The sequence below is a fragment of the Vreelandella aquamarina genome, assembly GCF_044805175.1.
Lineage (GTDB): Bacteria > Pseudomonadota > Gammaproteobacteria > Pseudomonadales > Halomonadaceae > Vreelandella > Vreelandella aquamarina_B.
This window is the reverse complement of record NZ_CP085232.1, coordinates 467577-494296: the sequence shown is the minus strand read 5'-3', so window position 1 is coordinate 494296 and position 26720 is coordinate 467577. Positions and strand designations below refer to the sequence as shown.

Here is a 26720-nt window from a genome sequence, read left to right as displayed (position 1 = left end):
TCCTTAGGCGTTGTTCTGCTGGGCGGCCTCGGCCAGCCAATCGCGTGGCACTAAATAGTCGTGCAGTTGTGCTTCACGGCTGCCCGGCTCGGGAGTAAAAGCGTACTCCCAACGGGCCAGTGGCGGCATGGACATCAGAATGGACTCCGTGCGCCCGCCGCTTTGCAGGCCAAACAGCGTGCCACGGTCCCATACCAGGTTGAACTCCACATAGCGGCCGCGACGGTAGAGCTGGAAATCCCGCTCGCGCTCTCCCCAGGCATCCTGCTTGCGGCGCTCGACAATAGGGAGGTAAGCGTCCAGAAAGCTATCCCCCACCGCCCGCTGGAATGCAAAGCACTCCTCGAAGCTGCCTTCGTTCAAATCGTCAAAGAATAGCCCGCCGACGCCACGGGTCTCTTCGCGGTGCTTCAGATAGAAGTAGTCGTCGCACCACGTTTTGTAGCGCTCGTAAACACCCTCACCAAAGGGGGCGCAGGCCTCGCGGGCCACTTGGTGCCAGTGCACCACGTCCTCAAACACCGGGTAGTAGGGGGTTAGGTCAAAACCGCCGCCAAACCACCACACCGGCGGTTCGCCCTCTTTTTCGGCAATGAAGAAGCGCACGTTGCCATGGCTTGTGGGCACGTTGGGGTTTTCCGGGTGCATCACCCAGGAGACCCCCACCGCGTGGAAGCTGCGCCCGGCCAGCTCTGGCCGCGCCGCAGTGGCGGAAGGCGGCAGTTGGGCACCAAACACGTGGGAAAAGTTGACGCCGCCTTTTTCAAATACCGCGCCCGACTCCATTACCCGCGAACGCCCGCCGCCGCCCTCTTCACGCTGCCAGCTATCCTCTTTAAAGGCGGCACGACCATCAGCGGCGGCAAGGCCTGCACAGAGCCGTTCCTGGAGGTCGAGAAGATAGGTTTTAACGTCGTCTAGGTGCTCGTGGGCCACGGTAACTCCTGAAGGGCTAAGGCGTGATTCGTCAGTCGTAAGTCAGTAATAAATAGTAGGTCGTGCTTAGGCAGTGACGAGTAGAAACGCGCTGGTTATTAAGCGCGCATCACTTTACCGGACACTAAGTCCCTGATGGTGCTGGGCTTGGCATTACCACCCAACTCACCTGCCACGATGGCGGCTACGTCATCGCCAAAAATCGTGGCGACTTCTTCCGCGCTCATGGCGGGCGGGTCACCGGCCCGGTTAGCAGAAGTGGAGACAAGCGGCCCGCCAAAGGCGTCGCACAGCGCTTTCATCAGCGGATGGTCGGTCACCCGCAGGGCAACGCTTTGGTGGGCACCACGCACCAAGCCGTGGCTGCGGCCATTGTCCGGCACCAGCCAAGTATTCGGGCCTGGCCAACTGGCCGCCAACGGCGCATGGAGTTCCAACGGCAGCTGGCTTAACCAGGGCTGAAATTGCTCGATACTCGCCGCCACCAGAATCACGCCCTTGGCTGGGTCGCGCGCTTTGATACGCATTAAATGCGCTAGCGCTTCATCGTTGTCGGGGTCACAGCTTAGCCCCCACACCGCTTCCGTTGGACATGCAATGACGCCGCCTGCGCGCAGCGCGCTTACCGCCGCCTTCACGTCAACCGCCGGTTTCATAGACGCTCCTGATAAGCTCTCAGCCAATCACAAAATTGAACTTGCATCTTACCACGGCGCTGCCAGACGTACCCAGCCACCCGCCTGCTGCGTCACTTTGCCATCCAGCTCCAGCATCAACAGGCGCTGCTGGCACTCGCTCACCGAAATACCGGTGCGCTGCACCAGCACATCAATCGGCGTAGGCGATGGGCCTAATGCGTTAAATAGGCTATCCGCCGACGGCGATTCCCCCTTCGGCGGATGCGGCGACGGTTCATCGGTTTCATCTCCTAGCGGCGCAGGCATAAAGCGTGGCACCCAATGCTGTAGCTCTTCGAGAATATCGTCCACATGGCGTACCAGGGTGGCACCGCTACGCAACAGCTGCAGACAACCACGAGCCTGGACATTATGCAGCGAACCCGGCAGCGCAAACAGCTCGCGCCCCTGCTCCAGGGCGAGGCGGGCGCTGACGAGCGAACCGCTTTTCTCGGTGGCCTCGACGACCAGGGTGCCTAGCGCAAGGCCGGTGACAATTCGGTTGCGGCGGGGGAAAAAGGCTGGGCGAGCCACCGTGCCGGGTGGGTGCTCAGAGAGCAGCAGACCACCGGGAAGCGTACTAAGCTGTTCATGCAGATCCCGATGGCGGGCGGGGTAGATGACATCAATCCCACAGCCAAGCACGGCAATGGAGCTTCCACCTGCGGCGAGCGCCGCACGCTGGGCGATGCCATCCACGCCTAGCGCCATCCCGCTGACAATGCACCAGCCGCGGTTGGCCAGCTCCCGGGCAAACGCCTGGGCATGCCCGCTCCCCTCCGAGGTAGGACGACGGGTGCCGACCATGGCAAGGCCAGGGGCTTCTAACGCGCGGAGATCGCCTTGGGCCCACAGCACCGCTGGCGGGTCGGGCAGCTGGTTTAAAAGATCCGGCCATGCAGGGTGGTCGCGGTGAATCAGGTGACGGTTGGGGGCTTCTTGTAGCCAGGAGAGGGTGTCGTTGACCTCTTGTTGGAGCGGGCTACGCTCTGGCTGGGCCAGCCACAGCCGCAGGGCATTGGCGGCATTGCTGGGCAAGGTTGCCAGCCAACCTTGGGGCCATTGGGGCTTGCGCGCCACCAGTTGTGCAATCCGTGCAGCGCCCATACCGGGCAGTGCATTAACCACCAGCCACTCCTTAGCATCCATAGAGCTCCCCTTGCATCAAATTGTTGTATACACCTTAACGCGTCGGCGTGCTGACCCTATCACCTACCGCTAGCACCCGAGAGGCCTGCATCACCAAGGCATAGCTCATGTGGTTGTAGGGCCTGAATACCATCACCAATCCTGCCTCGGTATTGGGTAGCCGCAGTAGCTCTTGAGTACGGGGGTCGGTCACCAGCTCCCCCTGCTGGTCGACGCGCAGTACATGCCCTGGCTGAAGGCCATCCTGGGTGCCGAGATCCAGCGCTACTACTTGCAAACGCCCAATAAATCGCACCCCGCCGGGTACCGCAACAATTTGGCCAGCTACGCTATTCAACGGTGCTCGGGGAACAAAGGCTTCGCTTAGCTCACGCTCCGCTAGCGGCAGCAGGATGTCGTTATTACGTACCTCTTGGTTAGCCGTGAGTACTTCAATACGCGCGATATCACCCTCACTGCTCAGGTAGCGCGCCTCGCCAATATTGATTAACTCTTCCCCCAGCAGCGTGCCATCGGCCGCCATATAGGGTTCCCCTGGGCGATAGATACCTAGCCGCCCCCTAGGCGGCACATCACCACGCACATACAGGGTATCGCCTGCGCCGCTAATCAAGCGTTGATCATCACCACCCACGACATAGGCCAGCTCTTGAAGAGACGCCCCTGGCTCCACCACGCGATGCTCCCGTAGAAAGGCGTGCACTACCTCCATTGGAATGGGAGTAATGGCTTCTCGCTTAGGCACCGTACGCATCTGCGGTGAGAGCTTTACGACCTCCTGGCCCCGCTCCACAGAAAGGCACGGCTGGCCTTGGCATGCCCCCAATATCAATACATCGCCGGGGTAGATAAGGTGAGGATTACGAATTTGCGGGTTTGCCTGCCACAGCGAAGGCCACTGCCAGGGAGAGTGCAGATAGCGTGCGGAGATATCCCATAGCGTATCGCCCGCCACCACTTCGTAACGTTCGGGGGCATCGCGACGCAGCCGCTCCCAGGCGGAAGCCGACTGGCTAGCCAGTAGCACCCACATTAAGAGCGCACTAAAGACGCTATAATAAAGAGACTTTCGAGCCACCATCCCGTTCTCCCTTGGCAGTGGTTGGTGAAGCGGTGTAAGAGGCTGCACAGCGTCGCGCATGCCCAGGAACAGTGTCAGCATGATATAGTGGCTAATAGTAAAGCAGTTAGGCTTGCCGACACAGAACGCAGCCTACTCATCTTAAAGACTCAGCATAACGGTGATTGTAACGCCATGGCCAAACTTCCTATTCTTGAATTCCCCGACGAGCGCCTTCGCACCAAGGCGGTACCGGTGGAAACCGTCGACGATGAGGTTCGTCAACTCGTCGACGATATGTTGGAGACCATGTACGACGCGCGCGGCATCGGCCTTGCGGCAACGCAAATTGATGTGCATCGCCGCGTAGTGGTAATGGATGTCAGCGACGACAACTCCCAACCGCTGGTGCTCATCAACCCCCGCTATGAGCCCATCGGCGAAGAGAAAGAGCCGCTCTCAGAAGGCTGCCTGTCGATCCCTGAATACTACGCTGAAGTGCCGCGCTACCTAAAAGTGAAGCTTAATGCGCTGGATCGTAACGGTGAGCCCTACGAGCTGGAGGCGGATGGCCTCTTAGCCCACTGCATTCAGCATGAGTACGACCACCTGGAAGGCGTCCTATTTGTGGACTACCTATCACCGCTTAAGCGCGACCGGGTGATGAAAAAAATGCAAAAGCGCCACAAGCTGATGAACGACGCCTAAGGCGCACTTTACAACATGGCCACTGGCCGAGCTGACACGCTAACTCCCACGGGCATGGCTCCGTGAACCGTAGCGCTGCCTCTCGGCCTTTATGCGTTTCATACGCCGCACTTTTCTCTCTTCATCCAGGGGTTCATCACCATGTCACCGTTACGCGTTGTTTTTGCTGGCACGCCAGACTTCGCCGCTTCCAGCCTTGCTGCCGTTCTCGACAGCGAACATGAAGTCGTGGCGGTTTATACCCAGCCAGACCGCCCCGCTGGCCGGGGGCGAAAACTCACCCCAAGCCCGGTTAAACAGCTGGCTCAAGAGCACGGGCTGCCGGTGTATCAACCCGTCAGCCTGAAAGACGCCGACGCCCAGGCCGAGCTGGCGGCCTTAAACGCCGATGTTATGGTCGTGGTCGCTTACGGGCTACTGCTCCCTCAGGCGGTGCTGGACACCCCGCGCCTAGGCTGCATCAACGTGCATGCCTCGCTGCTGCCCCGCTGGCGGGGCGCGGCGCCTATCCAGCGTGCCATCGAAGCGGGCGACAGCGTCTCCGGTGTGACCATTATGCAAATGGATGCAGGGCTGGATACCGGTGCCATGCTGTATGAAGTGCGTACCCCAATTACCTCCCGCACCACTGGTGGCGACCTGCACGACCGGCTGGCCATTCAAGGCGCCAATGCGCTGGTGAACGTGCTGGACCAGCTGGATAGCGGCAGCCTGGAGGCAACGCCCCAGCCGGAAGAGGGCGTGACCTACGCCGCCAAGCTCAGCAAAGCGGAGGCCGAGCTAGACTTTACTCAGCCTGCCGAACAGCTGGCGCGCAAAATCCGCGCCTTCAACCCCTGGCCGGTGGCTTGGTGCACGCTAGGTAACGACCGCCTGCGCCTACTCATGGCCAGCGTCGAGCAAGGTGAGCAGCCGCCATCGCCCCCCGGTACGCTGCTAGAACATGGTGATGAACACCTGCGTATTGCCTGCGGAGAGCAGGGGCAAGAAGTGCTGTGCGTCAGCCGTGCCCAGCTACCTGGCGGCAAAGCGATGGCGGTACGCGACTTATTAAACGCCCGCCAAACGCCACTCACCATTGGCGTTCGCCTTGGACAACCCGCGCAAGGAGATAGCCAATGAGTCAACAGCGCCCCGCCAAAGGCGGCAATGGCCAGGATGTTCGCGCAGCGGCTGCCCGTGGCCTTGTGCCGATATTGACCCAGAAAGGCTCGCTAGCCGGCCTGGATGAGCATAGCGTTATCGCCCGTGACCGCAGCCTGCTGAAAGAACTTTGCTACGGCACCTGCCGTCGCCTGCCACGCCTGGAAGCACTGGCTAGCCAGCTCCTCAAGCAGCCGTTCAAAAAGCGCGATGCGGATATCCACGCCCTGCTGCTGGTCGGCATCTACCAGCTGCTCTACATGCGTATTCCCGCCCATGCAGCGGTAGGCGAAACCGCCGGGGCAGCACGCTTACTCGGTAAGGAGTGGGCTACCCGGGTGCTGAACGGCTGCCTACGCCGCCTGCAGCGTGAAGCTGATGCCCTGCAAAAAGTCGTTGACCGTGATGAAAACGTTGCCCTGGAGCATCCTCCCTGGCTGCTGGACGCCCTGCGCCACGCCTGGCCCGAGCAGTGGCGCGCCATTGCCCAAGCCAATAACGAACCAGGGCCAATGACCCTACGCGTCAACCAGCGCCATAACGACCGTGAAGCGTATCTTCAACAGCTGACCGAACAGGGGTTAGATGGGCACCTCTGCTGTCACGCCCCGGATGGCATTACGCTCACTACCCCCTGCGATGTCTCTGTGCTGCCCGGTTTTGAGCAGGGCCACGTCAGCGTGCAGGATGAAGCGGCACAGCTCTCAGCGGCGCTGCTTGGCCCGACTCTGGCACCCCGCCCAGGCGCCCATGTCCTGGACGCCTGCTGCGCCCCCGGCGGCAAAACCGCGCATTTGCTGGAGCAGTTTGATATTGCGCTGACTGCCATTGATAGCGACAACCAGCGGTTGGCGCGGGTGGACGATACGCTCAGCCGCTTAGGGCTGAGCGCCGAGCTAAAGCATGCCGATGCCACCACCCGCGACTGGTGGAGCGGCACCCCGTTCGACGCCATTTTGCTGGATGCCCCCTGCTCGGGTACGGGCGTGATTCGTCGCCACCCGGATATCAAGGCGCTGCGCCGTAAAGAGGATATTCGCCAGCTTGCTAAGCTACAGCGCCAGCTGCTAGATAACCTCTGGCCGCTGCTGCGCCCCGGCGGCACGCTGCTCTATGCCACCTGCTCGGTGCTTCCCGAAGAGAACGCGGCGCAAATCGATGCGTTTCTGGCCCGCACGCCGGATGCCCACGCCACCACGCCCCATGATGTGGCCTGGGGCGAGCAAAGCGGCCAGGGCCGCCAGCTGTTTCCCGCCCCGAGCAGTCACGACGGCTTTTTTTATGCCAGACTAGAGAAGCGAACCGCCTAAACAGCGGTATCGCCCTAAGCCGTTATTTCATGACAAGCAAGGAGATAGCATGAGTCATCACACCTATAAGCACATTGAGCTAACCGGTTCATCCGAAAAAGGTATTGAGGAAGCCGTGCAGAACGCACTGACCAAAGCGTCGGAAAGCGTCCACAACATGCGCTGGCTCGAAGTCACCGATACCCGGGGCCATATTGAAGATGGTCGCGTCGCCCACTGGCAGGTAACGATTAAAGTTGGCTTCACGCTAGAGTAATCCCTACCTGCTTTTCAACGGCGGCTGGTTTACACTGGCCGCCGTCTTTATTGCAGCGCACACCGTCTGCCGGTAACGCGCTGGCGCTTACAACGGAACCGTGCTTAGCAATGAAAATCATCATTCTTGGCGCCGGCCAGGTCGGCGGCACCCTCGCAGAGCACCTCGCCCGCGAAGAGAACGACATCACCGTCGTCGATACCGACGGCGCAAAACTACGCGAACTGCACACCAAGCTGGATATCCGCACGGTCACCGGCGCGGGCTCCTACCCGATCGTGCTGCGTCAGGCGGGCTGCGAAGACGCCGATATGCTGATCGCGGTGACCAACACCGACGAGATCAATATGATCGCCTGTCAGGTGGCCCATACGCTGTTTCGCACCCCCACCAAAATTGCCCGGGTGCGCTCCACTGCCTACCTCACCCGTAAGGGCCTATTCGCCCACGAAGCGATTCCCATCGACGTGCTGATCAGCCCTGAGCAGGTAGTCACTGACCATGTACGCCGCTTGATTGAGCACCCCGGCGCGCTGCAGGTACTGGAGTTTGCCGGAGGCCTGGTGCAGCTGGTGGCGGTGAAGGCCTTCTACGGCGGCCCGCTGGTGGGTCAGGATTTGGCGTTTTTGGGCAAGCATATGCCCAACGTGGAAACCCGCGTGGCAGCGATTTACCGCCGCAATCGGCCGATCATTCCCCGGGGCGACACGGTGATCGAAGCCGACGACGAGGTGTTCTTCCTGGCGGCCCGACGGGATATCCGCGCGGTGATGAGCGAGCTGCGTAAGGTGGAGCGCGACTTCCGCCGGGTGGTGATTGCCGGGGGCGGCAATATCGGCGAGCGGCTGGCGGAGCACCTAGAGCACAGCCATCAGGTGAAGATTATCGAGCACAGCCTGGAGCGCTGCACCACGCTCTCCGAGCGGCTGGATCGTACCGTGGTGCTCCACGGCAGCGCCACCAGCAAGCGGCTGCTGGAAGAGGAGAACATCGAAGACTGCGATATCTTCTGCGCGCTGACCAACGACGACGAGGTGAACATCATGTCGTCGCTGCTCGCCAAGCGGCTGGGGGCGAAGAAGGTTCTCACGCTAATCAACAACGCCGCCTATGTGGATTTGGTCCAGGGCGGCGATATCGACATCGCCATCTCCCCCCAGCAGGCCACCATCGGCAGCCTGCTGACCCACGTGCGCCGGGGCGATATCGTCAACGTGCACTCGCTGCGTCGCGGGGCGGCGGAAGCCATCGAAGCCATCGCCCACGGCGATAAGCAGTCGTCCAAGGTGGTGGGCCGTACCATCGCCGAGATCGACCTGCCGGAAGGCACCACCATCGGTGCCATTGTGCGGGGTAAGGAGGTCATCATCGCCCACGGCGACGTGCTGGTGGAGAGTGGCGACCACGTCATCCTGTTTGTGATCGACAAGCGGCGAATCCGCGACGTTGAACGCCTATTCCAGGTCGGCTTAACGTTTTTCTAAGAACCGTGCCAGCGTTATGAGACAACCACCACTATGAGCTTGCGGGTCATTTTACGCATTTTAGGGCTGCTGTTGATGCTCTTTAGCCTCACCATGCTGCCTCCCATGCTGATGTCACTCTGGTTTCGCGACGGCGTTTGGCACGCCTTTATGAGCGGGGTGGCCATTACGGTAATCACCGGGCTACTGCTCTATTTGCCCAATCGCCGCTCCCATAAAGAGCTACGTATCCGCGACGGGTTTATTATCGCGGCGATGTTCTGGACCGTACTGGCACTATTCGGCTCGCTGCCGCTGATGCTCTTCGGTGAAGGGTCGCTAAGCATTACCGATGCGGTATTTGAATCCTTTTCCGGCTTGACGACCACCGGTGCCACGGTGATTACCGGCATTGATTTTCTACCGGAATCGGTACTTTACTACCGCCAGCAGCTGCAGTGGCTAGGCGGGATGGGGATCGTGGTGCTGGCCGTCGCTATTTTGCCTACCCTGGGCGTCGGGGGGATGGCTCTTTACCGCACCGAAATACCAGGGCCGCTAAAGGACTCCAAGCTAACCCCACGGATTACCGAAACCGCCAAAGCGCTCTGGTATATCTACGCCACGCTCACCATTGCCTGCATGGTGGCCTATATGCTGGCAGGTATGGACTGGTTTGATGCGCTAGGGCACAGCTTTTCCACCGTCGCCATTGGCGGGTTCTCCACCTACGATGCCAGTATCGGCTACTTTAATAGCGCCGCCATCGAGCTGATCTGCATTAGCTTTATGCTGATCTCGGCCTTCAGCTTTAGCCTGCACTTTATTGCCTGGCGGGAAAAGCGCTTGCTGCACTACTTCCAAGACCCCGAAGCACGTTTTCTCATGCTGTTTTTAGCCGGGCTGACCATCATTACCGTGATTACCCTATGGCTGACCGATACTTACGACGATATCGTGGGGCTACGCCACGCGCTGTTTGAGGTTGTCTCAGTCGCCACTACCGCAGGCTTTGCCGTTGCGGATTTCTCTAGTTGGCCGGGCGCGCTGCCCTTCCTACTATTTGTGGCAGCGTTTGTGGGCGGCTGTTCCGGCTCTACCGGCGGCGGCATGAAGGTGATCCGGATTATCCTGATTCTGAAACAGGGGATGCGCGAGGTCATGCGGCTTATCCACCCCAACGCGGTGATCGCCGTTAAAGTTGGCAAAGTCAGCGTTCCCGATAGCATCGCCCAGGCCGTATGGGGCTTTTTCTCGGCGTATGTGATGCTGTTCTTCTTGATGCTGGTGGGCGTAATGGCCACGGGAGTCGATCAGGTGACGGCGTGGTCTACCGTTGGTTCGGCGCTGAACAACCTTGGCCCCGCCCTGGGAGAAGCCAGCAGCCACTATGGCGATCTGCCCAGCCTCGCCAAATGGATTTTAGTGCTTGCCATGCTGCTGGGCCGCCTGGAAATTTTTACGGTACTTGTGCTGTTTACCCCAGCGTTTTGGCGGCGTTAAACGCGCCCTGCTGGTTACCAATTTTGTAGAGACCTTTTAATGACTCAAGATGATGCAACACCGCTGGCCCAAGAAAGTGTTTCACTCCCTGCCACCAGCGGCCCGCTGAAAACCGTCAGCGTGGGCGGCACGCGCTATACGCTGCTCGGTACCGCCCACGTCTCTGCCGAAAGCGCCGACGACGTTCGCCAACTGATCGACAGCGGCCACTTCGATGCCGTCGCCATCGAGCTTTGCGATGCCCGCCACCACAGCATGGATAATCCCGATGCTATGGGCGAGCAGGACTTGTTTCAGGTGTTCAAGCAAGGCAAAGCGGGCATGGTCGCGGCAAGCCTCGCGCTGGGCGCGTTTCAGCAGCGGATTGCCGAGCAGTCCGGCATTCAGCCGGGGGCCGAAATGCGTGCGGCGGTGGAAGAGTGCCGCACCCGCAATCTGCCGCTGCTGCTGGTCGATAGGGACGTAGGTATCACCTTAAAACGTATTTACCGCAATGTGCCCTGGTGGCAGCGCTTCTCGCTGTTTTCAGGGCTGATTGGCAGCGTACTCTCCCGCCAGGATGTCTCCAAAGAGGACATCGAAAAGCTCAAAGAGGGCGACATGCTGGAGGCCACCTTCAGCGAGTTTGCCGCCGAATCCGAAGCGCTCTACACCCCGCTGATCCGTGAGCGTGACCGCTATATGGCACTGCGTTTGGCGGAAGAAGCGCCGCCTGGGCGCTACCAGAACGTGTTGGTGGTATTGGGCGCCGGCCATTTAAAAGGCACGGGCGAGCACCTGGAAACGCCGCTGCCGGAAAACCCCACGATTGAGCGAGAGTCCCTCGAAGCCACGCCGCCGCCTTCCAAGCTATGGAAAGCCGCCCCCTGGCTGATTACGGCGCTCGTCATTACCGGTTTTGTGGTGGGCTTTTCACGCAATACCGACCTCGGCTGGCAGCTGGTGATCGAGTGGTTTTTGATTAACGGGATTTTATCCGGTGGGGCCACGATCGCCGCCCTCGCCCACCCAGTCACCGTGATTGCCACCTTCTTTGCCGCGCCGCTCACATCGCTAAACCCAACGATTGGGGCCGGTTTTGTTGCTGCCGGTGTGGAGCTCTATATGCGGAAGCCCAAGGTGCGCGACTTCTCCACCCTGCGCCATGACGTGACGCAGCTGAAAGGCTGGTGGAAAAACCGTGTGTCTCGCACTCTGCTGGTCTTTATTCTCGCCACGCTGGGTTCAGCGGTGGGCACCTGGGTAGCCGGCTTTAGAATCGCCGGTGCCCTGTTCGGCAGCGGTGCTGCGTGAGTACGATCAAACAAGCGCCGTGGCAGGCCGATGCGCTGCTCCTACTGGTCACTATCGTGGCTGCCGGGGGCTGGATATTCTCCAAAGAAGCGCTGGCAGGTATGCCGCCTCTGCTGTTTATTGGCACACGCTTTTTACTCGCTGGGCTGATATTGCTTGGGTTTGCCTGGCCTGCCCTCCGGCGCATGCCGTTACGTCGAGTGCGCCGCGGCCTGCTGGTGGGCGTTTTGTTCAGCGCTGCCATCGCTTTTTGGGTGCTGGGGCTTAACTACTCCGACCACCTGGGTGAAAGCGCCTTTATCAACAGCTTAGGCATTCTGCTGGTGCCCGTGGTGGCCCGGCTATTGTTTGGCGACCGCCCACCGCGCAGCACCTGGATAGCGCTGCCCATTGCATTGCTCGGCTTTGCCCTACTGTCGCTCAACGCGGGGTTTCGAGTGGAAGCCAGCCAGCTACTGATGGTGTGCGCCGCGCTCTGCTTTGCGCTGCTGATCAACGTCAATACCCGGGTAGTTCGCAATGTGGCGGCACTGCCATTGACGACGCTACAGCTTATCTCGGTAGGCGTGGTGTTGACGGGGCTTTCCCTGGTGGTAGAGCATCAGCCGCTGGCCCTGAGCACCTCAATTCTCGGCTGGTTTATGGCTAGCGTGCTGCTGGCCAGCTCGCTGCGCTTCTTTCTTCAGATTAAAGCCCAGGGAATGACCACCCCCAGTCATGCGGCGGTGATTCTCATGCTGGAAGCCGTTTGGACCGCGCTATTTGCCGCCTGGTGGTTTGGGGAAACCATGACCGCGCTGCAACTGCTGGGCTGCAGCCTGATTTTCGCCGCGCTGCTGATCAACCGCTGGTACTGGGTACGCAAAGTGCTGCTGCGCTGGCTGCCCGGCACAGCGCCTGAGCGCTAGTCCTCACTAGCATTATCAGCGGACTCTTGTCGCCGCTTCAGCAGCCGCTGCATCGCAGCGGTGGGTTCCTCAATTTTGCGGTAGTAGCGGCTCTCGGCGTAGCTATCGTTGAACACATCAAAGTAGTCATCCAGCACGCTCGCCGCCGTTACATCGCCGCTTTGACGCAGCAGCTCAATCGCCACCTCGGCGGTGCACAGATGCGCTTTCGAGGCGGGCTTGCGCAGCCGGTAGCGGGTCTCCCGCTCGGTACGCAGCGGTAGAACCGGCAGTGCATCCAGGTAGGGGCTTTTGCGGAACATACGCCGCGCCTGACGCCACGTGCCATCTAAAATGATAAACACCGGAATGCGCGCCTGCTGCTTGGCGGTATGCACGGCATCAATATCCACCACGCGGTCGGCGTAATCCGGCTGGTCGTCAGGAAAAATCACGAACGGCGCGTAGCGCGGATCTTCCAATAACGCTGCCAGCGTGTCGTCCGGCGCGGTGCGATACCAGGTAAACACGCGAGTGTTGGTGAGCACGTCGCCTATCAAACGCCCGGTATTGGTCGGTTTGTAGTGCTCAATGGAGTGGGTCAACAGCCATACCTGGGCATCGCTCTCCGCCTTCACCTGATACGGGCAGAGGCAGTTCAGCTCGGGCAGGTTGCACCCTTCGCAGCGTTTGACGAAGCTGCCCCGCGCTTTGAATTCACGCCGAGGCGGGCGCGGATGCCCGGTGGCCGGGTCGCGGTCGGTCAATGCATCGTGTTCGGGGGGCAGCGAGGTCGCGTCAGGCATCTGCGCTCCAGTGGATCGTCAAAGGGCGCAGAGTATAAAGCAGGCCATACATCCTGACGAATACTCCCTACAGTCAAGCACCATGGTAAACCAATCCACTTCAAAAAGTTGACACGTTTAGCACAGCCCCGCTAGAGTCCTGTCAACTTTCAAAAAAATATAGGTTTACCCGTGACCGCTACCTCGACCACTACTTCAACTGCTTCTTACGCGGCGGATGCCGCGCCGCGCCACGACTGGACGCTTGACGAGATCAACGCGCTGTTTGCGTTGCCCTTTAATGACCTACTGTTTCAAGCCCAGCAGGTGCATCGGGCGCACTTCGATGCCAATGCGGTGCAGGTCTCTACCCTGCTGTCGATTAAAACCGGGGCCTGCCCGGAAGACTGCAAGTACTGCCCCCAGTCGGGCCATTACAACACCCAGTTGGAAAAAGAGAAGCTGCTGGAAATTGAAAAAGTGGTCGCCCAAGCTAAAGCAGCCAAAGAAGCAGGCGCCAGCCGCTTTTGCATGGGAGCCGCGTGGCGCAGCCCACGGGATAAAGATTTAGTGGTGGTGGAAGAGATGGTACGCCAGGTGAAAGCGCTGGGGCTTGAGACCTGCATGACGCTGGGTATGGTCGACGGCGAGCAGGCCACACGGCTGGCCGCTGCTGGCTTGGACTACTACAACCACAACCTCGATACCTCCCCGGACTACTACGGCGAAATCATCACCACCCGCACCTACAGTGACCGCCTGGAAACCCTGACCACCGTGCGCGATGCCGGTATGAAAGTGTGCTCGGGCGGTATTTTAGGCATGGGTGAAGGCGCACAGGATCGCAGTGCGCTGCTGCAACAGCTCGCCAAGCTCTCCCCGCACCCTGAGTCCGTGCCTATCAACATGCTGGTCAAAGTGCCGGGTACGCCGCTGGAGAACGTCGATGATTTAGACCCACTGGAGTTCATCCGCGCCATTGCCGTGGCGCGCATCATGATGCCCCAGAGCCATGTGCGCCTCTCCGCAGGCCGCGAGCAGATGAGCGAATCCACCCAAGCGCTCGCCTTCCTGGCCGGTGCCAACTCCATCTTCTACGGCGACAAGCTGCTGACCACCGGCAACCCTCAGGCAGAGCGCGACCGCGCACTGTTTGCCAAGCTGGGCCTGCACCCCGAGCGCCGCGACACCTGCGAGGATGACGCACAGCGCGCCGAGCGGCTGGCTCAGCAAACCCAGCGCCATGCCCAGGCTGAACTCGCCGCGATGCTGGCGGTGGATGCCAGTGTCTGAGGTGTGGCACCAGCGCTTAGCGGCAGCCCGCGATGAGCGCGAGCGCCAGCAGCGCTGGCGCAACCGCCGAGTCTCTACCCATACGGCACTCGACTTTGCAGGCAACGACTATCTGGGCCTTGCCCAGGACTCACGCGTACAGGCGGCCCAGGCGGAAGGAGCACAACGCTTTGGCGCAGGGGCCGGCGCGTCGCACTTAGTCAGCGGGCACCTGGGCATTCACGATGCCCTGGAAGAGACGCTGGCCGAGTGGACCGGACGGGAGCGGGCGCTGCTGTTCTCCACGGGCTATATGGCGAACCTGGGCGTACTGCAGGCGCTAGCGGATCCCCACACCGCGATTTTCCAGGACCGTCTTAACCACGCCTCACTGCTTGATGGTGGCGCGCTGAGCGGTGCCCGCTCCCGGCGCTACCACCACCGCGATGGTCACGACTTACAGCGTTTGCTTGCGCGCAGCACGGCCACTCACAAGCTAGTGGTGAGCGACGGCGTGTTCAGCATGGATGGCGATATCGCTGACGTCGGAGAACTTGCCCACATCAGCCAGCAGCACGGCGCCTGGCTGATGATCGACGATGCCCACGGGTTCGGCGTGCTCGGAGAAAACGGCGCGGGATGCGTGGCGGGTTTTAATAGCCAGGCCGTGCCGATCTTGGTCGGCACCTTGGGCAAAGCGCTGGGCACCGCCGGGGCGTTTGTGGCGGGGGACGCCGCGCTGATTGAGCACCTTATTCAGTTTTCCCGCAGCTATGTGTACACCACCGCCCAACCGCCCAGTATTGCCGCCGCCACGCTAGAAGCGCTCACCATCGTGCAGCGGGAGCCGGAGCATCGCCAGCGGCTCGCTCGCCATATTGATTACTTCCGCCAGCAGGCCATCGCCTTGGGGCTACCCCTCGGCCACTCCCACACGCCGATTCAACCGCTGCTGCTGGGAAGCGAGCAGCGCACCCTGGCCTGGGCGGCCACGTTCGATGTGCACGCTATCCAGGTAGGGGCGATTCGGCCACCCACGGTGCCCAACGGCGAGTCGCGGCTGCGTATCACGTTAAGCGCCCGCCATACTCAACGGGATATCGATCGGCTACTGGAGGTGGCCGCTGCCTGCCTGAACGAGGAGCAGCGATGAAGCTCATCCTACTCTCGGGCTGGGGCGTCGACCGCCGTATATGGCAACCGCTGGCGGAGCATTGGCCCAGCACTGTCGAACCCAGCGCAGTGGAGTGGCCCGGCTACGGCGAATCTCCGGCGCTACCTACCCCCACACACATTGAAGCGCTCGCCGAGCGTATGGCACCTGAGTTACCCAGCAATGCCGTTTGGGTGGGCTGGTCGCTGGGTGGGTTGCTGGCCACAGCGCTTCTTGATCACCTGCCGCCACCCAAAGCCTTGCTGCTGCTGGGCGCAGGCAGCCGCTTTTGTAGTGACGCGGAGGATGATGGCGGTGTGACGAGTGACGAGCTTGCCAGCTTTCAGTTCGCCTTCCGCCGTGACCCCGTTGCTACGTGGCGGCACTTTCTGCGCTGGCAGGCCCAGGGCGAACCCAATGCCCGCGAGGTCCATCGCCAGCTACGAGCACAGTTAGGTAAGACTCCCCACGCCGATACCGACACGCTCGCGCAAGGGCTCATGTGGCTTGAGACGCTGGATAACCAGGCAATGCTTGCCAATCCTCCCTGCCCTATCCGCCTACTGGCAGGCGCCCACGACCCGCTGCTATCAAGCAGCACGCGCCAGCAAGCGCTTCGGCTGGAAGCCGCAGGGCACTGCCCCATGCTCTCCCAGCCCGCCCAGCTAGCGGCACGGCTGGCCGAGCAGGCCACGCGCGCGCACCAGGAGCCGCGATGAACACACCGGCCACCTCGCTGCCACTGCCCCGCTGGCAGGAGCGTGTTGCTCGGGCTTTTTCCCGGGCGGCACCTCGCTATGATGCCCTCGCTAGCGCCCAGCGCGACATTGGCGAAACACTCTGGCAAACGCTACCGGAGAGCGCTCAACAGGTGCTCGACCTTGGCTGCGGCACCGGCTACTGGACCCAGCGGCTGGCGACCCACTACCCAAACGCCACCATCACCGGGCTAGACCTAGCGCCCGGTATGCTCGCCCACGCCCAGGCGCAGTATGGCGATGCCATACGCTGGCAACAGGGAGATGCCGCCGCGCTGCCGCTGAACGACGCAAGCGTGGATCTTGTGTTCTCTAACCTGGCGATTCAGTGGTGCCCGGATATCGGCGCGGTGCTGCGGGAGTTGGCGCGGGTGCTCGCCCCTGGCGGGCAGGCGCGAATCACCACGCTGCTGCCCGGCACGCTGAACGAAGTCGCCACCGCCTGGCAGCGGCCCGAGGCCTTGCTGCAAACGCCGGATGCCAGCGCCGTACAGCAGGCGATTCAGCAAAGCAGCCTGAGCCTCACCCAGCACGCTTGCGAGCAGCGGCGTTTTTTCTACCCCGACCTGAACGCCGTCATGGCCTCTATCAAAGGCGTGGGTGCCCAAGTGGCCAGACCCAACGCTCGGCTGACCCGCCAAGCGCTTGCCACCGCCCAGGCCCGCTATGAATCGCTGCGCACGCCACAGGGGCTGCCAGTGAGCTACCACTGCCTGACGCTACAACTGGAAAGCGCGACATGAATAACACTTATTTCGTCACCGGTACCGACACCGACGCGGGCAAAACCCTAGCCACCAGCGCGCTGCTGTGCGCCGCCCGCCAGCGCCAGCTCACCACGCTAGGGTTAAAGCCCATCGCCTCTGGCAGCGAAGCCACGCCCAGCGGCCTGCGCAATCACGACGCCCTAGCGCTACAGGCGCAGAGTTTCCCGCCGGTGGAGTACTCAACGGTCAACCCCTGGGCTTTCGCTCCCGCCATTGCGCCGCATCTCGCCGCCCTGGAAGCAGGTGCAGTGCTTAACGTGGCAAGGGTTACTCAGGCGCTCAGCGACACATTAATCGACACGCCACGGGATCTGACGCTGATCGAAGGCGCAGGCGGCTGGCTGGTGCCGCTGAACGAGGAGGAGGACTTTTCCGACCTGCCCCGCACGCTCGGGCTGCCGGTGATTCTGGTGGTTGGGCTGAAGCTGGGTTGCCTTAACCATGCCCGGCTCACCGCCGAGGCCATCGCCGCCGATGGCTTAACGCTGGCGGGCTGGGTAGGCAGCGTGGTGGACCCCGCCTTTGCCGACGACAGCCCGCGCTTTTCGGCCAATGTGGCGCTGCTGAAACGCGCCCTTCCCGCCCCTTGCTTGGGCATCATTCCTCATTTGGCTACGGCGGATGCGACCACCGCGCAGCGCTACCCCTCCCTTGACGCGCTGCTCCCCATCGCCACCCAGGAGACGACGCCATGAACTCCCCCGTTTGGCACCCCTACGCCCATCTCAAAACCCAAACGCCTGCGCCCAAGGTGGTCGGCGGCAGCGGCAGCTACTTTACGCTGGAAAGCGGCGAGCGCCTGCTGGATGCCACCTGCTCTTGGTGGTGCATGATTCACGGCTACGGCCATCCGCGCCTTGTCGCCGCCATTCGCGAGCAGGCCGGAGAGCTTTGCCATGTGATGCTGGGCGGCCTGACCCACAACCCCGCCGACCAGCTGGCAAGGACGCTGGTACGCACCACCCCGCCGGGGCTGAACCATGTGTTCTACTCCGATAGCGGGTCGGTGGGCATGGAAGTGGCCATGAAGATGGCGCTGCAGTATCAGGTGCTGAGCGGCCACCCCGGCAAGCGCAAAATGCTCTCGTTAATGAAGGCGTACCACGGCGACACCACCGGCTGCATGGCGGTGTGCGACCCCGAAGAGGGTATGCACAGTCTGTTCGCCAGCCTGCTGCCTCAGCACCACTTTGCCCCAGCCCCCACGGCCCCCTTCGACGCGACGCCTGAGCAGGTGGAGCGGAACCTCGCCGGGCTGCGGGAGGTGCTAGCGCGCCACCACCATGAGATTGCCGCGCTACTGATGGAGCCGCTGCTGCAAGCGGCGGGCGGGCTGAACATGACCTCGCCGGACTACCTGCGCGGCGCGCGAGCGCTGTGCGATGAGTTTGGCGTGCTGCTGATTTTCGATGAAGTCGCCACCGGCTTTGGCCGCACCGGCAAGCTGTTTGCCGCCGACCACGCGGGCGTCACGCCAGACATTATGGTGCTCTCCAAAGGGCTGACCGGCGGCTACTTGGGCCATGCGGCCACGCTGGCTACCGACCGGGTTCACAGGGCGTTCATTGGCGACAGCGAGCACCACGCCTTTATGCATGGCCCCACCTTTATGGGCAACCCGCTAGCCTGCCGCGTGGCGCTGGAGAGCCTGAAGGTGTTCGAGGAGGAGCATTACCTGGAGAAGATTGCCGCGCTCAGCCAAACGCTACGGCGCGAGCTGCTGGAGGACGCGGCGCTAAGGGCGCACCCTGCCGTAGCGGACGTGCGCGTATTAGGCGCAACGGCGGTGATCGAAGCCCACAGCAGCGAAGCGCTGAAAGGCGTTACCGCATTTGCCCGAGCGCGGGGCGTGTGGCTACGCCCCATTGGCCGCTGGCTTTACACCATGCCCGCCTATATCGCGACGGACGCCGAGCTCACCCAGATTACCGGGGTGATGAAAGCGTGGTTTTTAGAGCAGCATCATCCAACGTCATGAACAGGTCAGGTGAGGACGTAGAGAGTGATCCTGCCGCTCAAGGCAGTATCAAATTCCCCTGCTTACGCCACTGGTTAACCAGCGCTGGCACGCCTTCCCCCGCCGTGGTATTGATCGCCAGCACGCCGGGTGGGCTGAGCTCATCGGCGTCGGGGTCTACCAGCGCGCAGGGGGTGTCGTCATCGATATAGGTGAGCAGCGATGCGGCGGGCATTACCGCCAGCGAGGTGCCGACGACGAGCAGGAAATCCGCCTGGCTGACCAGCTCGCAGGCCTCTTCGAACAGCGGCACCGCCTCGCCAAACCACACCACGTCCGGGCGCAGCTGGCTGCCCTTATCGCACACATCGCCCAAGGCAATTCCGCCCTTTAACAGCGGGTAACGTAGCCGTGCATCCACCGATGAGCGTGCCTTCAAAATCTCGCCGTGCAGGTGCAGCACGTGGCGCGAGCCTGCCCGTTCGTGCAGGTCATCAATATTCTGGGTAATCACGCTGACCTGAAAGCCATCCTGCTCCAGCGCCGCCAGCGCTTTATGGGCGCCGTTGGGCTTCGCTCGGCGAATCTGCTCCCGGCGCTGGTTATAGAACGCCAGCACCCGCTCCGGGTCTTGCCGCCACCCTTGCGGCGTGGCGACCTCTTCCACCGGGTGCTCCTCCCAGAGGCCATCGCTGGCGCGGAAGGTTTGGATACCGCTCTCCGCGCTGATTCCCGATCCGGTAAATACCACCAAGTGCGGGGCTGAAGTCATGCTGTCCTCGGCTTACGTCGTCCAGTAAACGCCTAATGTACCAGCTGCCCCACGGTGCCCGCGAACCGCTGCTTGTTGCGATACGGGTACACGTCAATCACCCGCCCATCCAGAATCGCCCGCTGCAGCGCCAGCCAGTAGTCCGGGTCGAACAGCTCCGGGTGCTGCTCTGTGAACAGCGCGCGAAGTTCCGGGTTGGCAAACATAAACGGGCCAAACTCTTCAGGGAAAATATCGTTGGGGCCAATGGAAAGGCTGGCCCCGCCATCCATGTAGCTGTCATACCCGTGGGATTTGGGAATATGGCGGAAGCGGCACTCGGTGAGATAGCTCACCTCGTCGTAGTCGTAGAAAATCACTCGCCCGTGGCGGGTGACCCCAAAGTTCTTCAGCAGCATATCGCCAGGGAAAATATTCGCCGCCGCCATCTGCTTGATGGCGTTGCCGTAATCTTTTAGCACCATTACCCGCTCATCGGCGCTGCACTGCTCCAGGTAGATATTCAGCGGCGTCATCATCCGCTCGGTGTAGCAGTGCTTGATGATCACTTTGTCCTCTTTCAGCGACACCGTGGAGGGAGCCACCTCCAGCAGGTGGGCCAAACACTCTGGCTCGAAGTGATCCTGGCGGACGATAAAGTTAGAAAACTCCTGGGTATCGGCCATTCGCCCCACCCGGTCGTGGCGTTTTACCAGCCGGTACTTTTCCCGCACGATCTCGTGGGTGACCTCTTTGGCGGGGTCGAACTTATCCTTAATAATCTTGAACACGGTGCGAAAGCTGGGCAGTACGAATACCGCCATCACCATACCCCGCACCCCCGGCGCGATGATGAACCGCTCTTCGCGTTTAGCCACCTGCTGGTTCAGAGCGCGGAAAAATTCGGTTTTGCCGTGTTTGAAAAAGCCAATGGCGGCGTACAGCTCGCCCTCAGGCTTGTGGGGCATCAGCTGTTTTAGGTAGGAGACGAACTCCCCCGGCACCGGCACGTCTACCTGAAAATAGGCGCGGGTGAACGAGAAGATGATCGACACTTCATCGGTTTCGGTGAGCACCGTATCCAAATGCAGGCAGGGGTCGCCGCCCTGCTGCTCGCCGTACCCTTCGCCATGCAGAACTGGCAGCACCAGCGGCACCTGCTCGCCACCGCCTAAAATACGCCCGACCAGATACGCCCCTTTGTTACGGTAAAAAACGCTGTTGAGTAGCTCCACCTGGGCATCCTCCGCCTGCCAAATCGCGGCGGGAAGCTGAGTTTCCAGCAAGCCAGCGCCGAGCTGGCTATCGCGTTCCAAGTTGGCAAAGGGGGACTCAAACGGTGCTTCGCTCAGCGCCCAAGCGAGTGCCCCCGCCCAGTCGCCATTGACGTAATGCCTGCGGCACAGCTCAATGCCCGAACGGTGGGCCGCATCTTCCCGGGAACTGTAGACAAACATCCAGTCGTTGCGGATATGGCGATGCTGAAAGACTGAGCAGAACAGCGAATTAAAGAAGGTTTCCGCCAGCTCGTAATCCAGCCGCTGGCTAATCAACTGGGCGTAGTGCCCCCGCGCTTCCCGCCATGTTTCGCAGTGGGCCAGCACGTCCTGGGCAAAGGTGCGCTGCAAGCGGTCGAGCGTCTCCTCGACTTTTTCACCGTACAGGTTGATCCGCGCGGCGGAGGCCTGCTGCGCTTCACGCCAGGCGGCGTCGCGAAAACGGCGGCTGGCATCCGAGGTGATCTGTTTAAAGCGCGCACGGTACTCATCAAAACCGTGCAGCACGGTGGCCGCTAAGCGGTATGCGGGGGAGTGTTTCATCACGCTGGCTCACGTCGATAAGGTGACTCTAAGATTCTGTGAACGGCACACTACATACGAGACGACCTTAGTCCTGTGAGTATTAGCCCTGTGAGTGCAAGTCCTGCTCGTAGGGCGCAATGAAGGCCACCTCTAGGCGAAACGGCCCGGCAGTGCGGTCGGCAATCAAAAAACCGAGCTGGTGAACGGTGCGTGGGTCGAGGGGCGGCGCGCTGGAAAGCAGCGTGCCTCGGCGCACCGCCTCGAACTGTGCCCAAGTAACATGCAGCGTTTCCCACTGGTGGGCCTTAGGCGTGAAGACCACGCGGTAGGCACTGGCCTCGTCCAGCGCGCTGTTTTTGAGCCTTAGCTGATAGGTGCGACCATCGCCGCGCACGCGAAGCGCAATCCCTTGGCCGTGTGCTAGGGTCTGCTCAAAGCCGTCAGGTTCACGGCGTACCGAGGCAAAGCCGCCGCCGTTTTCTAGGGAGACCTCACCGCAAAAGCAGCCCAACCCCTTCTCCACACGAAAGCCACTGCGAGATACGCCGCCCATCACGCCATCATCTACGGCGTACCAACGCGACTGCTCTGCATCGACCATGCTTGTATCGGTAAAATTAAGCGTCATCAAAGCTCCCTACCTTCACCAGTCCTTGACATCCTCCGATCACTAAATCAGAGATAGTTAATAGTGACGACTAAACAGCAGTTTAGCGATCTTCCCTTAACAAATACTATATAAGCCAAATAAATATAATAGCTTTTGTTAAACGACAATATTAGCCAGCATTAAAAATGCACTTCTTGAAACAGTTCATCACGCAAAACAAAATTTTGAAATTAAAAAACACGTAACAAAAACGTAAAACACAAAAAGAAAACTTTTATGGTATATACCAACAAATCAAATTGTTTTTTCTGATTGATGTCATAAAAAAGGATGATGATGGCAAGACATTAGTCGGCAGTAGCGCTACAATTCTAAATTATAAGCAATGAAACAAATTATTATTAATCATTGCCCTCTTACTGTGCGTGATGACCGGCGTACTTCAACAAATTATAAAAATAGCATGACCAGCCTCCGCTTTAGCAGGTTGCCTCCATCACCTGCTGAGTTACTGCCCTAGTAACCTTATATCTTTGCTAACGAGGGGAATACATGAAAAACATTCGCATCCAGCATAGCCTAACTGCCGCCATGGTGCTGCTGATTGTGATGGTGTTAGCCATTGGGACTCTCGCCATTTCATCCGCACGAAACAGCTTAAGTGATATTAATGAGCTAGCTGAACTGAGCGCCGAGCAGGTGGCCGCAGCAAACCGCATGGAAGTAAACCTCATGGAATTGCGGCTGCGCATGGCCAAATTTGTTGACTACAGCAGCGAAAATAACCCCGATACAGATATTGCCCTGGTGCAAGCCCAGCGTAGCTTAGAGCGGACTATAGAGCGCTTTGAAGAGCTAAACGCCTACGATGTCACCGAAGGGCAGGAGCGCTACCCGTACTACATAGAAGTCATTACCCGCTTTGAAGAGTTGGTAACGCCAGCACTGCAGCAAGCGATGGCTGAGGGCGACCCCACACAAATTGCTGTGCAAGAGCAGCGCCTTGATGCAGAAGCAGGCTCCCTTACCGACGCTGCTCGTGAATTCGCCCACTTTGCAGCCAATCGGTCAAATGAGATGCAGAGTGGAGCTAGCACCGCCAACCAGCGCATTATTTGGACAGTCGCTACCGTGCTGCTGATCTCACTGTTGCTTTTTGTAGGGCTACAGATTGGATTGCGCCGTTTCATAGTGTCGCCTCTTAGCCGTGCGGTCACCATTTGCGAGAATATTTCACAAGGTGATCTTACCAGCCGTATTGATGATGAAGGCCGCAACGAAATCGGCAAGCTGTATCAAGCCATGCAGGCAATGCAGGTTAAGCTGACCGATATGATGGTAACACTCAACCAAACAAGCCAAATGGTGGCTCATAGCGCCCGTGAAATCGCCAGCGGAAGCGAAGACCTAGCCTCTCGTACCGAAGAGCAGGCCAGTGCACTGCAAGAAACCGCCTCTAGCATGGAGGAGATGTCTTCCACGGTTAGCCACAATAACCAAACGGCCAGTACTGCCAGCGAGTTAACTCATACGGCTTCTTCTAAAGCCAGCGACGCGCGTAAAGAAGTAGAACAAACCACTGCGCTCATGAAGGATATGGAACAGCACTCTCAGCGCGTTCAGGATATTATCCAAGTTATTGAAAGCATTGCTTTTCAAACCAATATTCTGGCACTGAATGCATCTGTTGAAGCCGCCCGTGCAGGCGAACACGGACGCGGTTTTGCGGTTGTCGCAGGAGAAGTACGCAAGCTTGCTACGAAGACCTCCGAATCGTCGGGAGAAATTCGCAGCATCATTGATGACATTGCGACACGTATTAAAGAGGGTGCACGACAGTCAGAGCGCAGCGGTGAGGGCATGGAGAGTACCGTTACCGCGGTACAGCAGGTCACCGAACTAATGAAAGAGATCGCGCTTGCCGTTAATGAACAAGAGAGCGGTATTAATCAGGTCACAACAGCCATTACGCAAATGGACTCTGCTACTCAGCAAAATGTCTCTTTGGTTTCAGAGACCAGTACAGCAGCCGCTTCTTTGCAAGATGAAGCTAACCGTCTCGCAGAGCTCATCGCGACGTTTAAATTAAATGCATCGCAGTCAACCACCCGCTCGGCCCCAAAACCCTTTACCGCGGCTCATTCACTGCCCGCACAAAAGCAAACGCTTAGCCATGCACCGGTGAAGCGCAGTGCAGAGCCGGAGTGGGAGGAGTTTTAAGCGTCATCTCGCCCCCTCTTAAGCAACGGTTTGGCTTCAGGAGCTAACGCTAACGTGCTGATTGTCACCCGCTAACGTTAGCTCTGTTATCAATTCGTCACTGCGGTACCAAACGTGAAATCATCATTATTGGGCAAGCCCCCGATAGGCACCCACGAGATCAAGAGTGAGCAGCAGGTTGAGCACATGCTAGCGCGTTTTCACGCGCTCTTTTCGTATCACCCAGACGGTATTTTCGAACTAGACTGCAGCGGAAAATTGCTACATTGCAACGCTGCCTTCTCACGCCTAACCGGTTTAGATGCAAGTCACCTAGGCGTCGAGATACTTCAATGGGTTCACCCCGATGCGCAAATAGCAGCACAGAGAGCGTTTTTTCAAACGCTTTCAGGTACCTCTGTGCAACAACAAATAACCGCGCTACATGCTGATGGGCATCACCTGCAGCTTGACGTGACGTTGACCCCTATTACGGTTGATGAAACCGTTATCGGTCTGTACGGTATCTGCCACGATATTTCGCAGCGCAAACGTGATGAAGAGGAGCTTCGCCTACTCAAACGGGGTATTGAAGCAAGCCCTAATGGGGTCGTTATGGCTGACGCCACACAGCCAAGCCTGCCCCTTGTTTACATTAATAGCGCATTTACGGATATAACCGGCTACCGCGCAGAAGAGGTACTCGGTACAAACTGCCGGTTTCTCCAGGGTGACGGCAGCAGTTCAAGCGCCATTGCCACTATACGCCGCGGTATTGCACAGCAAGAAGATGTGCAGGTGCTGATACGTAACTACCGCAAAGACGGGCAACCATTTTGGAACCAGCTATCCATCAGTCCTGTTTTTGATAACGCTGGCCTCTGTACGCACTTTATTGGCATACAGCAAGATATCACCCAACAGCGCGAGCAAGAGGCTCGTATTGCTTACCATGCAACACACGACACGCTCACTGGCTTGCCTAACCTAGGGGCATTACAGGCGCATTTGGAAACAGCGTGCCAACACTGCATAGAGCAACAGCAACAATTGGCGGTACTGTATCTCGATTTGGATGATTTCAAGCCAGTCAATGATGCATTAAGCCACTGGATGGGCGATCAGCTACTCAAGCAGGTTGCTCAGCGGCTGTTAGATAACGTCACAGCGGGTACCATGGTAGCTAGGCTCTCTAGTGATGAATTTGTCATACTCCTAGCCCCCTACGAAACAGAAAACGACGTGATCGCCCTTGCCAATCGGCTGATAACAGCGATTGCTCACCCTTTCACCTTGCAAAAACATAGCCTACATATTAGTGCGAGCGTGGGTATTGCCTCTAATAAAGGCGCTCTCGTACAAGCACACGAGTTGTTACACCAAGCAAGCGCAGCGATGGAAGACGCCAAGCGCCAAGGCCGCAATACGTGGCAGTGGTACTGCAGCGATACCGTTGATAACGTTGCCGAGCACGTTATCTTGCGCCGAGAACTTCAGGACGCCATTCAGCACCACCAGTTTGAAACCTATTACCAACCCATTGTTGATGCTAAAAGTGGCACAATACAGAGCGTAGAAACGCTAATACGCTGGCACCACCCCACCAAGGGCCTGGTGTCACCGGGTGTCTTTATGCCTGTTGCCGAGCAAACGGGACAGATTATTGAAATTGGCCGCTGGGTGTTAGAAAAAGCCTGCTGCGACATTGCCAAGCTCAACCTGAATCGGCCTACTCCTTTGGCGGTGGCCGTGAATATCTCTCCTATGCAGTTCAGGCGCAACGGTTTTCTGAAAGAAGTCAAAGACGCGCTCGACCAAAGTGGACTTCCACCGGCATTACTGGAACTAGAGGTCACCGAAGGCACTTTGATGACCAATACCGCACAAGCGGTAGCCCTGCTGAATGAAGTACGCAACCTCGGCATTAGCGTCGCCTTGGACGATTTTGGCACCGGCTTTTCAAGCCTAAGCTACCTACGCGACTTACCTATCAGCAAGGTAAAGCTGGATCGTCTATTTATCCGAGAAATCGCGAAAAACGCGAAAAATGCCGCGATTGTGCAAGGCGTCATCACCATGGCCCACCACCTCAATTTGGCGGTGGTGGCAGAAGGCATTGAAACCCAGGAAGAGCAGCAAGATCTTCAACAGCGCCAGTGTGACTTACTGCAAGGCTTTTTATTTTCCAGACCCATACCGTTTATAACACTTAAGCAGCTGCCTTACGTTCTCACACCGCCGTAGCAAGGAGCTAACTACCTTTTCTAATATTAATAATGCT

The 26720-nt window shown here is 59.3% G+C and carries 24 protein-coding genes; 16 read left to right on the top strand and 8 right to left on the bottom strand.

Annotated features, from left to right (window positions below; translation table 11 throughout):
* Positions 1–3 precede the first annotated feature (3 nt).
* The 4 genes from hemF to LG300_RS02320 all read right to left on the bottom strand — a co-directional run bounded on the left by hemF (position 4) and on the right by LG300_RS02320 (position 3795).
* Complete coding sequence (gene hemF / locus LG300_RS02335; RefSeq protein ID WP_404376810.1) at positions 4–936, bottom strand: oxygen-dependent coproporphyrinogen oxidase; 933 nt, start codon at positions 934–936, stop codon at positions 4–6.
* A gap of 98 nt (positions 937–1034) precedes the next feature.
* Positions 1035–1592, bottom strand: a complete 558-nt coding sequence (locus LG300_RS02330; protein WP_404376809.1) for an L-threonylcarbamoyladenylate synthase — start codon at positions 1590–1592, stop codon at positions 1035–1037.
* Between the two features lie 48 nt (positions 1593–1640).
* Complete coding sequence (gene dprA, locus LG300_RS02325; protein ID WP_404376808.1) at positions 1641–2762, bottom strand: DNA-processing protein DprA; 1122 nt, start codon at positions 2760–2762, stop codon at positions 1641–1643.
* A gap of 34 nt (positions 2763–2796) precedes the next feature.
* Positions 2797–3795 (bottom strand): LysM peptidoglycan-binding domain-containing protein, encoded by a 999-nt coding sequence (locus tag LG300_RS02320; protein WP_404376807.1) that lies wholly within the window; start codon positions 3793–3795, stop codon positions 2797–2799.
* Positions 3796–4017: 222 nt separating this feature from the next.
* Here LG300_RS02320 and def point away from each other — a divergent pair, with 222 nt between their 5' ends.
* From def to LG300_RS02280, 8 genes are all read left to right on the top strand, one after another.
* Positions 4018–4530 carry a peptide deformylase gene (gene def, locus LG300_RS02315; RefSeq protein WP_404376806.1) on the top strand — a complete coding sequence of 171 codons (513 nt, stop codon included), beginning with the start codon at positions 4018–4020 and terminating at the stop codon, positions 4528–4530.
* A gap of 141 nt (positions 4531–4671) precedes the next feature.
* Entirely contained in the window at positions 4672–5652 is a 981-nt protein-coding gene (gene fmt, locus LG300_RS02310) for a methionyl-tRNA formyltransferase (RefSeq protein ID WP_404376805.1), read from the top strand.
* The gene (gene rsmB / locus LG300_RS02305; protein ID WP_404376803.1) at positions 5649–6983 is read left to right on the top strand and encodes a 16S rRNA (cytosine(967)-C(5))-methyltransferase RsmB; all 1335 of its coding nucleotides are present in this window, start codon (positions 5649–5651) and stop codon (positions 6981–6983) included. Before fmt ends, rsmB begins: the two co-directional genes overlap by 4 nt.
* Positions 6984–7032: 49 nt before the next feature.
* Entirely contained in the window at positions 7033–7239 is a 207-nt protein-coding gene (locus tag LG300_RS02300) for a dodecin (protein ID WP_404376802.1), read from the top strand.
* A gap of 110 nt (positions 7240–7349) precedes the next feature.
* Positions 7350–8723, top strand: coding sequence for a Trk system potassium transporter TrkA (gene trkA, locus LG300_RS02295; RefSeq protein ID WP_404376801.1), 1374 nt, complete (start codon positions 7350–7352; stop codon positions 8721–8723).
* Positions 8724–8756: 33 nt separating this feature from the next.
* Positions 8757–10205, top strand: coding sequence for a TrkH family potassium uptake protein (locus LG300_RS02290; protein WP_404376800.1), 1449 nt, complete (start codon positions 8757–8759; stop codon positions 10203–10205).
* Positions 10206–10244: 39 nt separating this feature from the next.
* Entirely contained in the window at positions 10245–11498 is a 1254-nt protein-coding gene (locus LG300_RS02285; protein ID WP_404376799.1) for a TraB/GumN family protein, read from the top strand.
* Positions 11495–12406 (top strand): DMT family transporter, encoded by a 912-nt coding sequence (locus LG300_RS02280; RefSeq protein ID WP_404376798.1) that lies wholly within the window; start codon positions 11495–11497, stop codon positions 12404–12406. Before LG300_RS02285 ends, LG300_RS02280 begins: the two co-directional genes overlap by 4 nt.
* Here the strand turns inward: LG300_RS02280 and LG300_RS02275 are convergent.
* On the bottom strand, positions 12403–13191 hold the full coding sequence (locus tag LG300_RS02275; RefSeq protein ID WP_404376797.1) for a tRNA-uridine aminocarboxypropyltransferase: 789 nt from the start codon (positions 13189–13191) through the stop codon (positions 12403–12405). The genes LG300_RS02280 and LG300_RS02275 overlap by 4 nt on opposite strands.
* A gap of 171 nt (positions 13192–13362) precedes the next feature.
* On the opposite strand from LG300_RS02275, the gene bioB reads away from it, so the two are divergent.
* Genes bioB through bioA form a run of 6 tightly spaced genes read left to right on the top strand, consistent with a single transcriptional unit; the run spans position 13363 to position 19098 of the window.
* Positions 13363–14463, top strand: a complete 1101-nt coding sequence (gene bioB, locus LG300_RS02270) for a biotin synthase BioB (RefSeq protein WP_404376796.1) — start codon at positions 13363–13365, stop codon at positions 14461–14463.
* Complete coding sequence (gene bioF, locus LG300_RS02265; RefSeq protein WP_404376795.1) at positions 14450–15595, top strand: 8-amino-7-oxononanoate synthase; 1146 nt, start codon at positions 14450–14452, stop codon at positions 15593–15595. The genes bioB and bioF overlap by 14 nt, the downstream gene beginning before the upstream one ends.
* Entirely contained in the window at positions 15592–16314 is a 723-nt protein-coding gene (locus LG300_RS02260) for an alpha/beta fold hydrolase (protein ID WP_404376794.1), read from the top strand. Before bioF ends, LG300_RS02260 begins: the two co-directional genes overlap by 4 nt.
* Positions 16311–17096, top strand: coding sequence for a malonyl-ACP O-methyltransferase BioC (gene bioC / locus LG300_RS02255; protein ID WP_404376793.1), 786 nt, complete (start codon positions 16311–16313; stop codon positions 17094–17096). Before LG300_RS02260 ends, bioC begins: the two co-directional genes overlap by 4 nt.
* A complete protein-coding gene (bioD, locus tag LG300_RS02250) occupies positions 17093–17815 on the top strand; it encodes a dethiobiotin synthase (protein ID WP_404376792.1) in 723 nt (240 codons plus the stop codon). Before bioC ends, bioD begins: the two co-directional genes overlap by 4 nt.
* Positions 17812–19098 carry an adenosylmethionine--8-amino-7-oxononanoate transaminase gene (bioA, locus tag LG300_RS02245; protein WP_404376791.1) on the top strand — a complete coding sequence of 429 codons (1287 nt, stop codon included), beginning with the start codon at positions 17812–17814 and terminating at the stop codon, positions 19096–19098. Before bioD ends, bioA begins: the two co-directional genes overlap by 4 nt.
* A 37-nt stretch (positions 19099–19135) precedes the next feature.
* Here bioA and LG300_RS02240 read toward each other — a convergent pair whose 3' ends face one another.
* The 3 genes from LG300_RS02240 to LG300_RS02230 form a co-directional block, all read right to left on the bottom strand.
* Positions 19136–19849 (bottom strand): SIR2 family NAD-dependent protein deacylase, encoded by a 714-nt coding sequence (locus LG300_RS02240; protein WP_404376790.1) that lies wholly within the window; start codon positions 19847–19849, stop codon positions 19136–19138.
* A gap of 32 nt (positions 19850–19881) precedes the next feature.
* Positions 19882–21648, bottom strand: coding sequence for a bifunctional isocitrate dehydrogenase kinase/phosphatase (aceK, locus tag LG300_RS02235; RefSeq protein ID WP_404376789.1), 1767 nt, complete (start codon positions 21646–21648; stop codon positions 19882–19884).
* Positions 21649–21730: 82 nt separating this feature from the next.
* Complete coding sequence (locus tag LG300_RS02230) at positions 21731–22258, bottom strand: CIA30 family protein (RefSeq protein ID WP_404376788.1); 528 nt, start codon at positions 22256–22258, stop codon at positions 21731–21733.
* 534 nt (positions 22259–22792) lie between these two features.
* On the opposite strand from LG300_RS02230, the gene LG300_RS02225 reads away from it, so the two are divergent.
* Positions 22793–24460, top strand: a complete 1668-nt coding sequence (locus LG300_RS02225; RefSeq protein ID WP_404376787.1) for a methyl-accepting chemotaxis protein — start codon at positions 22793–22795, stop codon at positions 24458–24460.
* Between the two features lie 186 nt (positions 24461–24646).
* The gene (locus LG300_RS02220; RefSeq protein WP_404377964.1) at positions 24647–26683 is read left to right on the top strand and encodes a putative bifunctional diguanylate cyclase/phosphodiesterase; all 2037 of its coding nucleotides are present in this window, start codon (positions 24647–24649) and stop codon (positions 26681–26683) included.
* Positions 26684–26720: the final 37 nt, after the last annotated feature.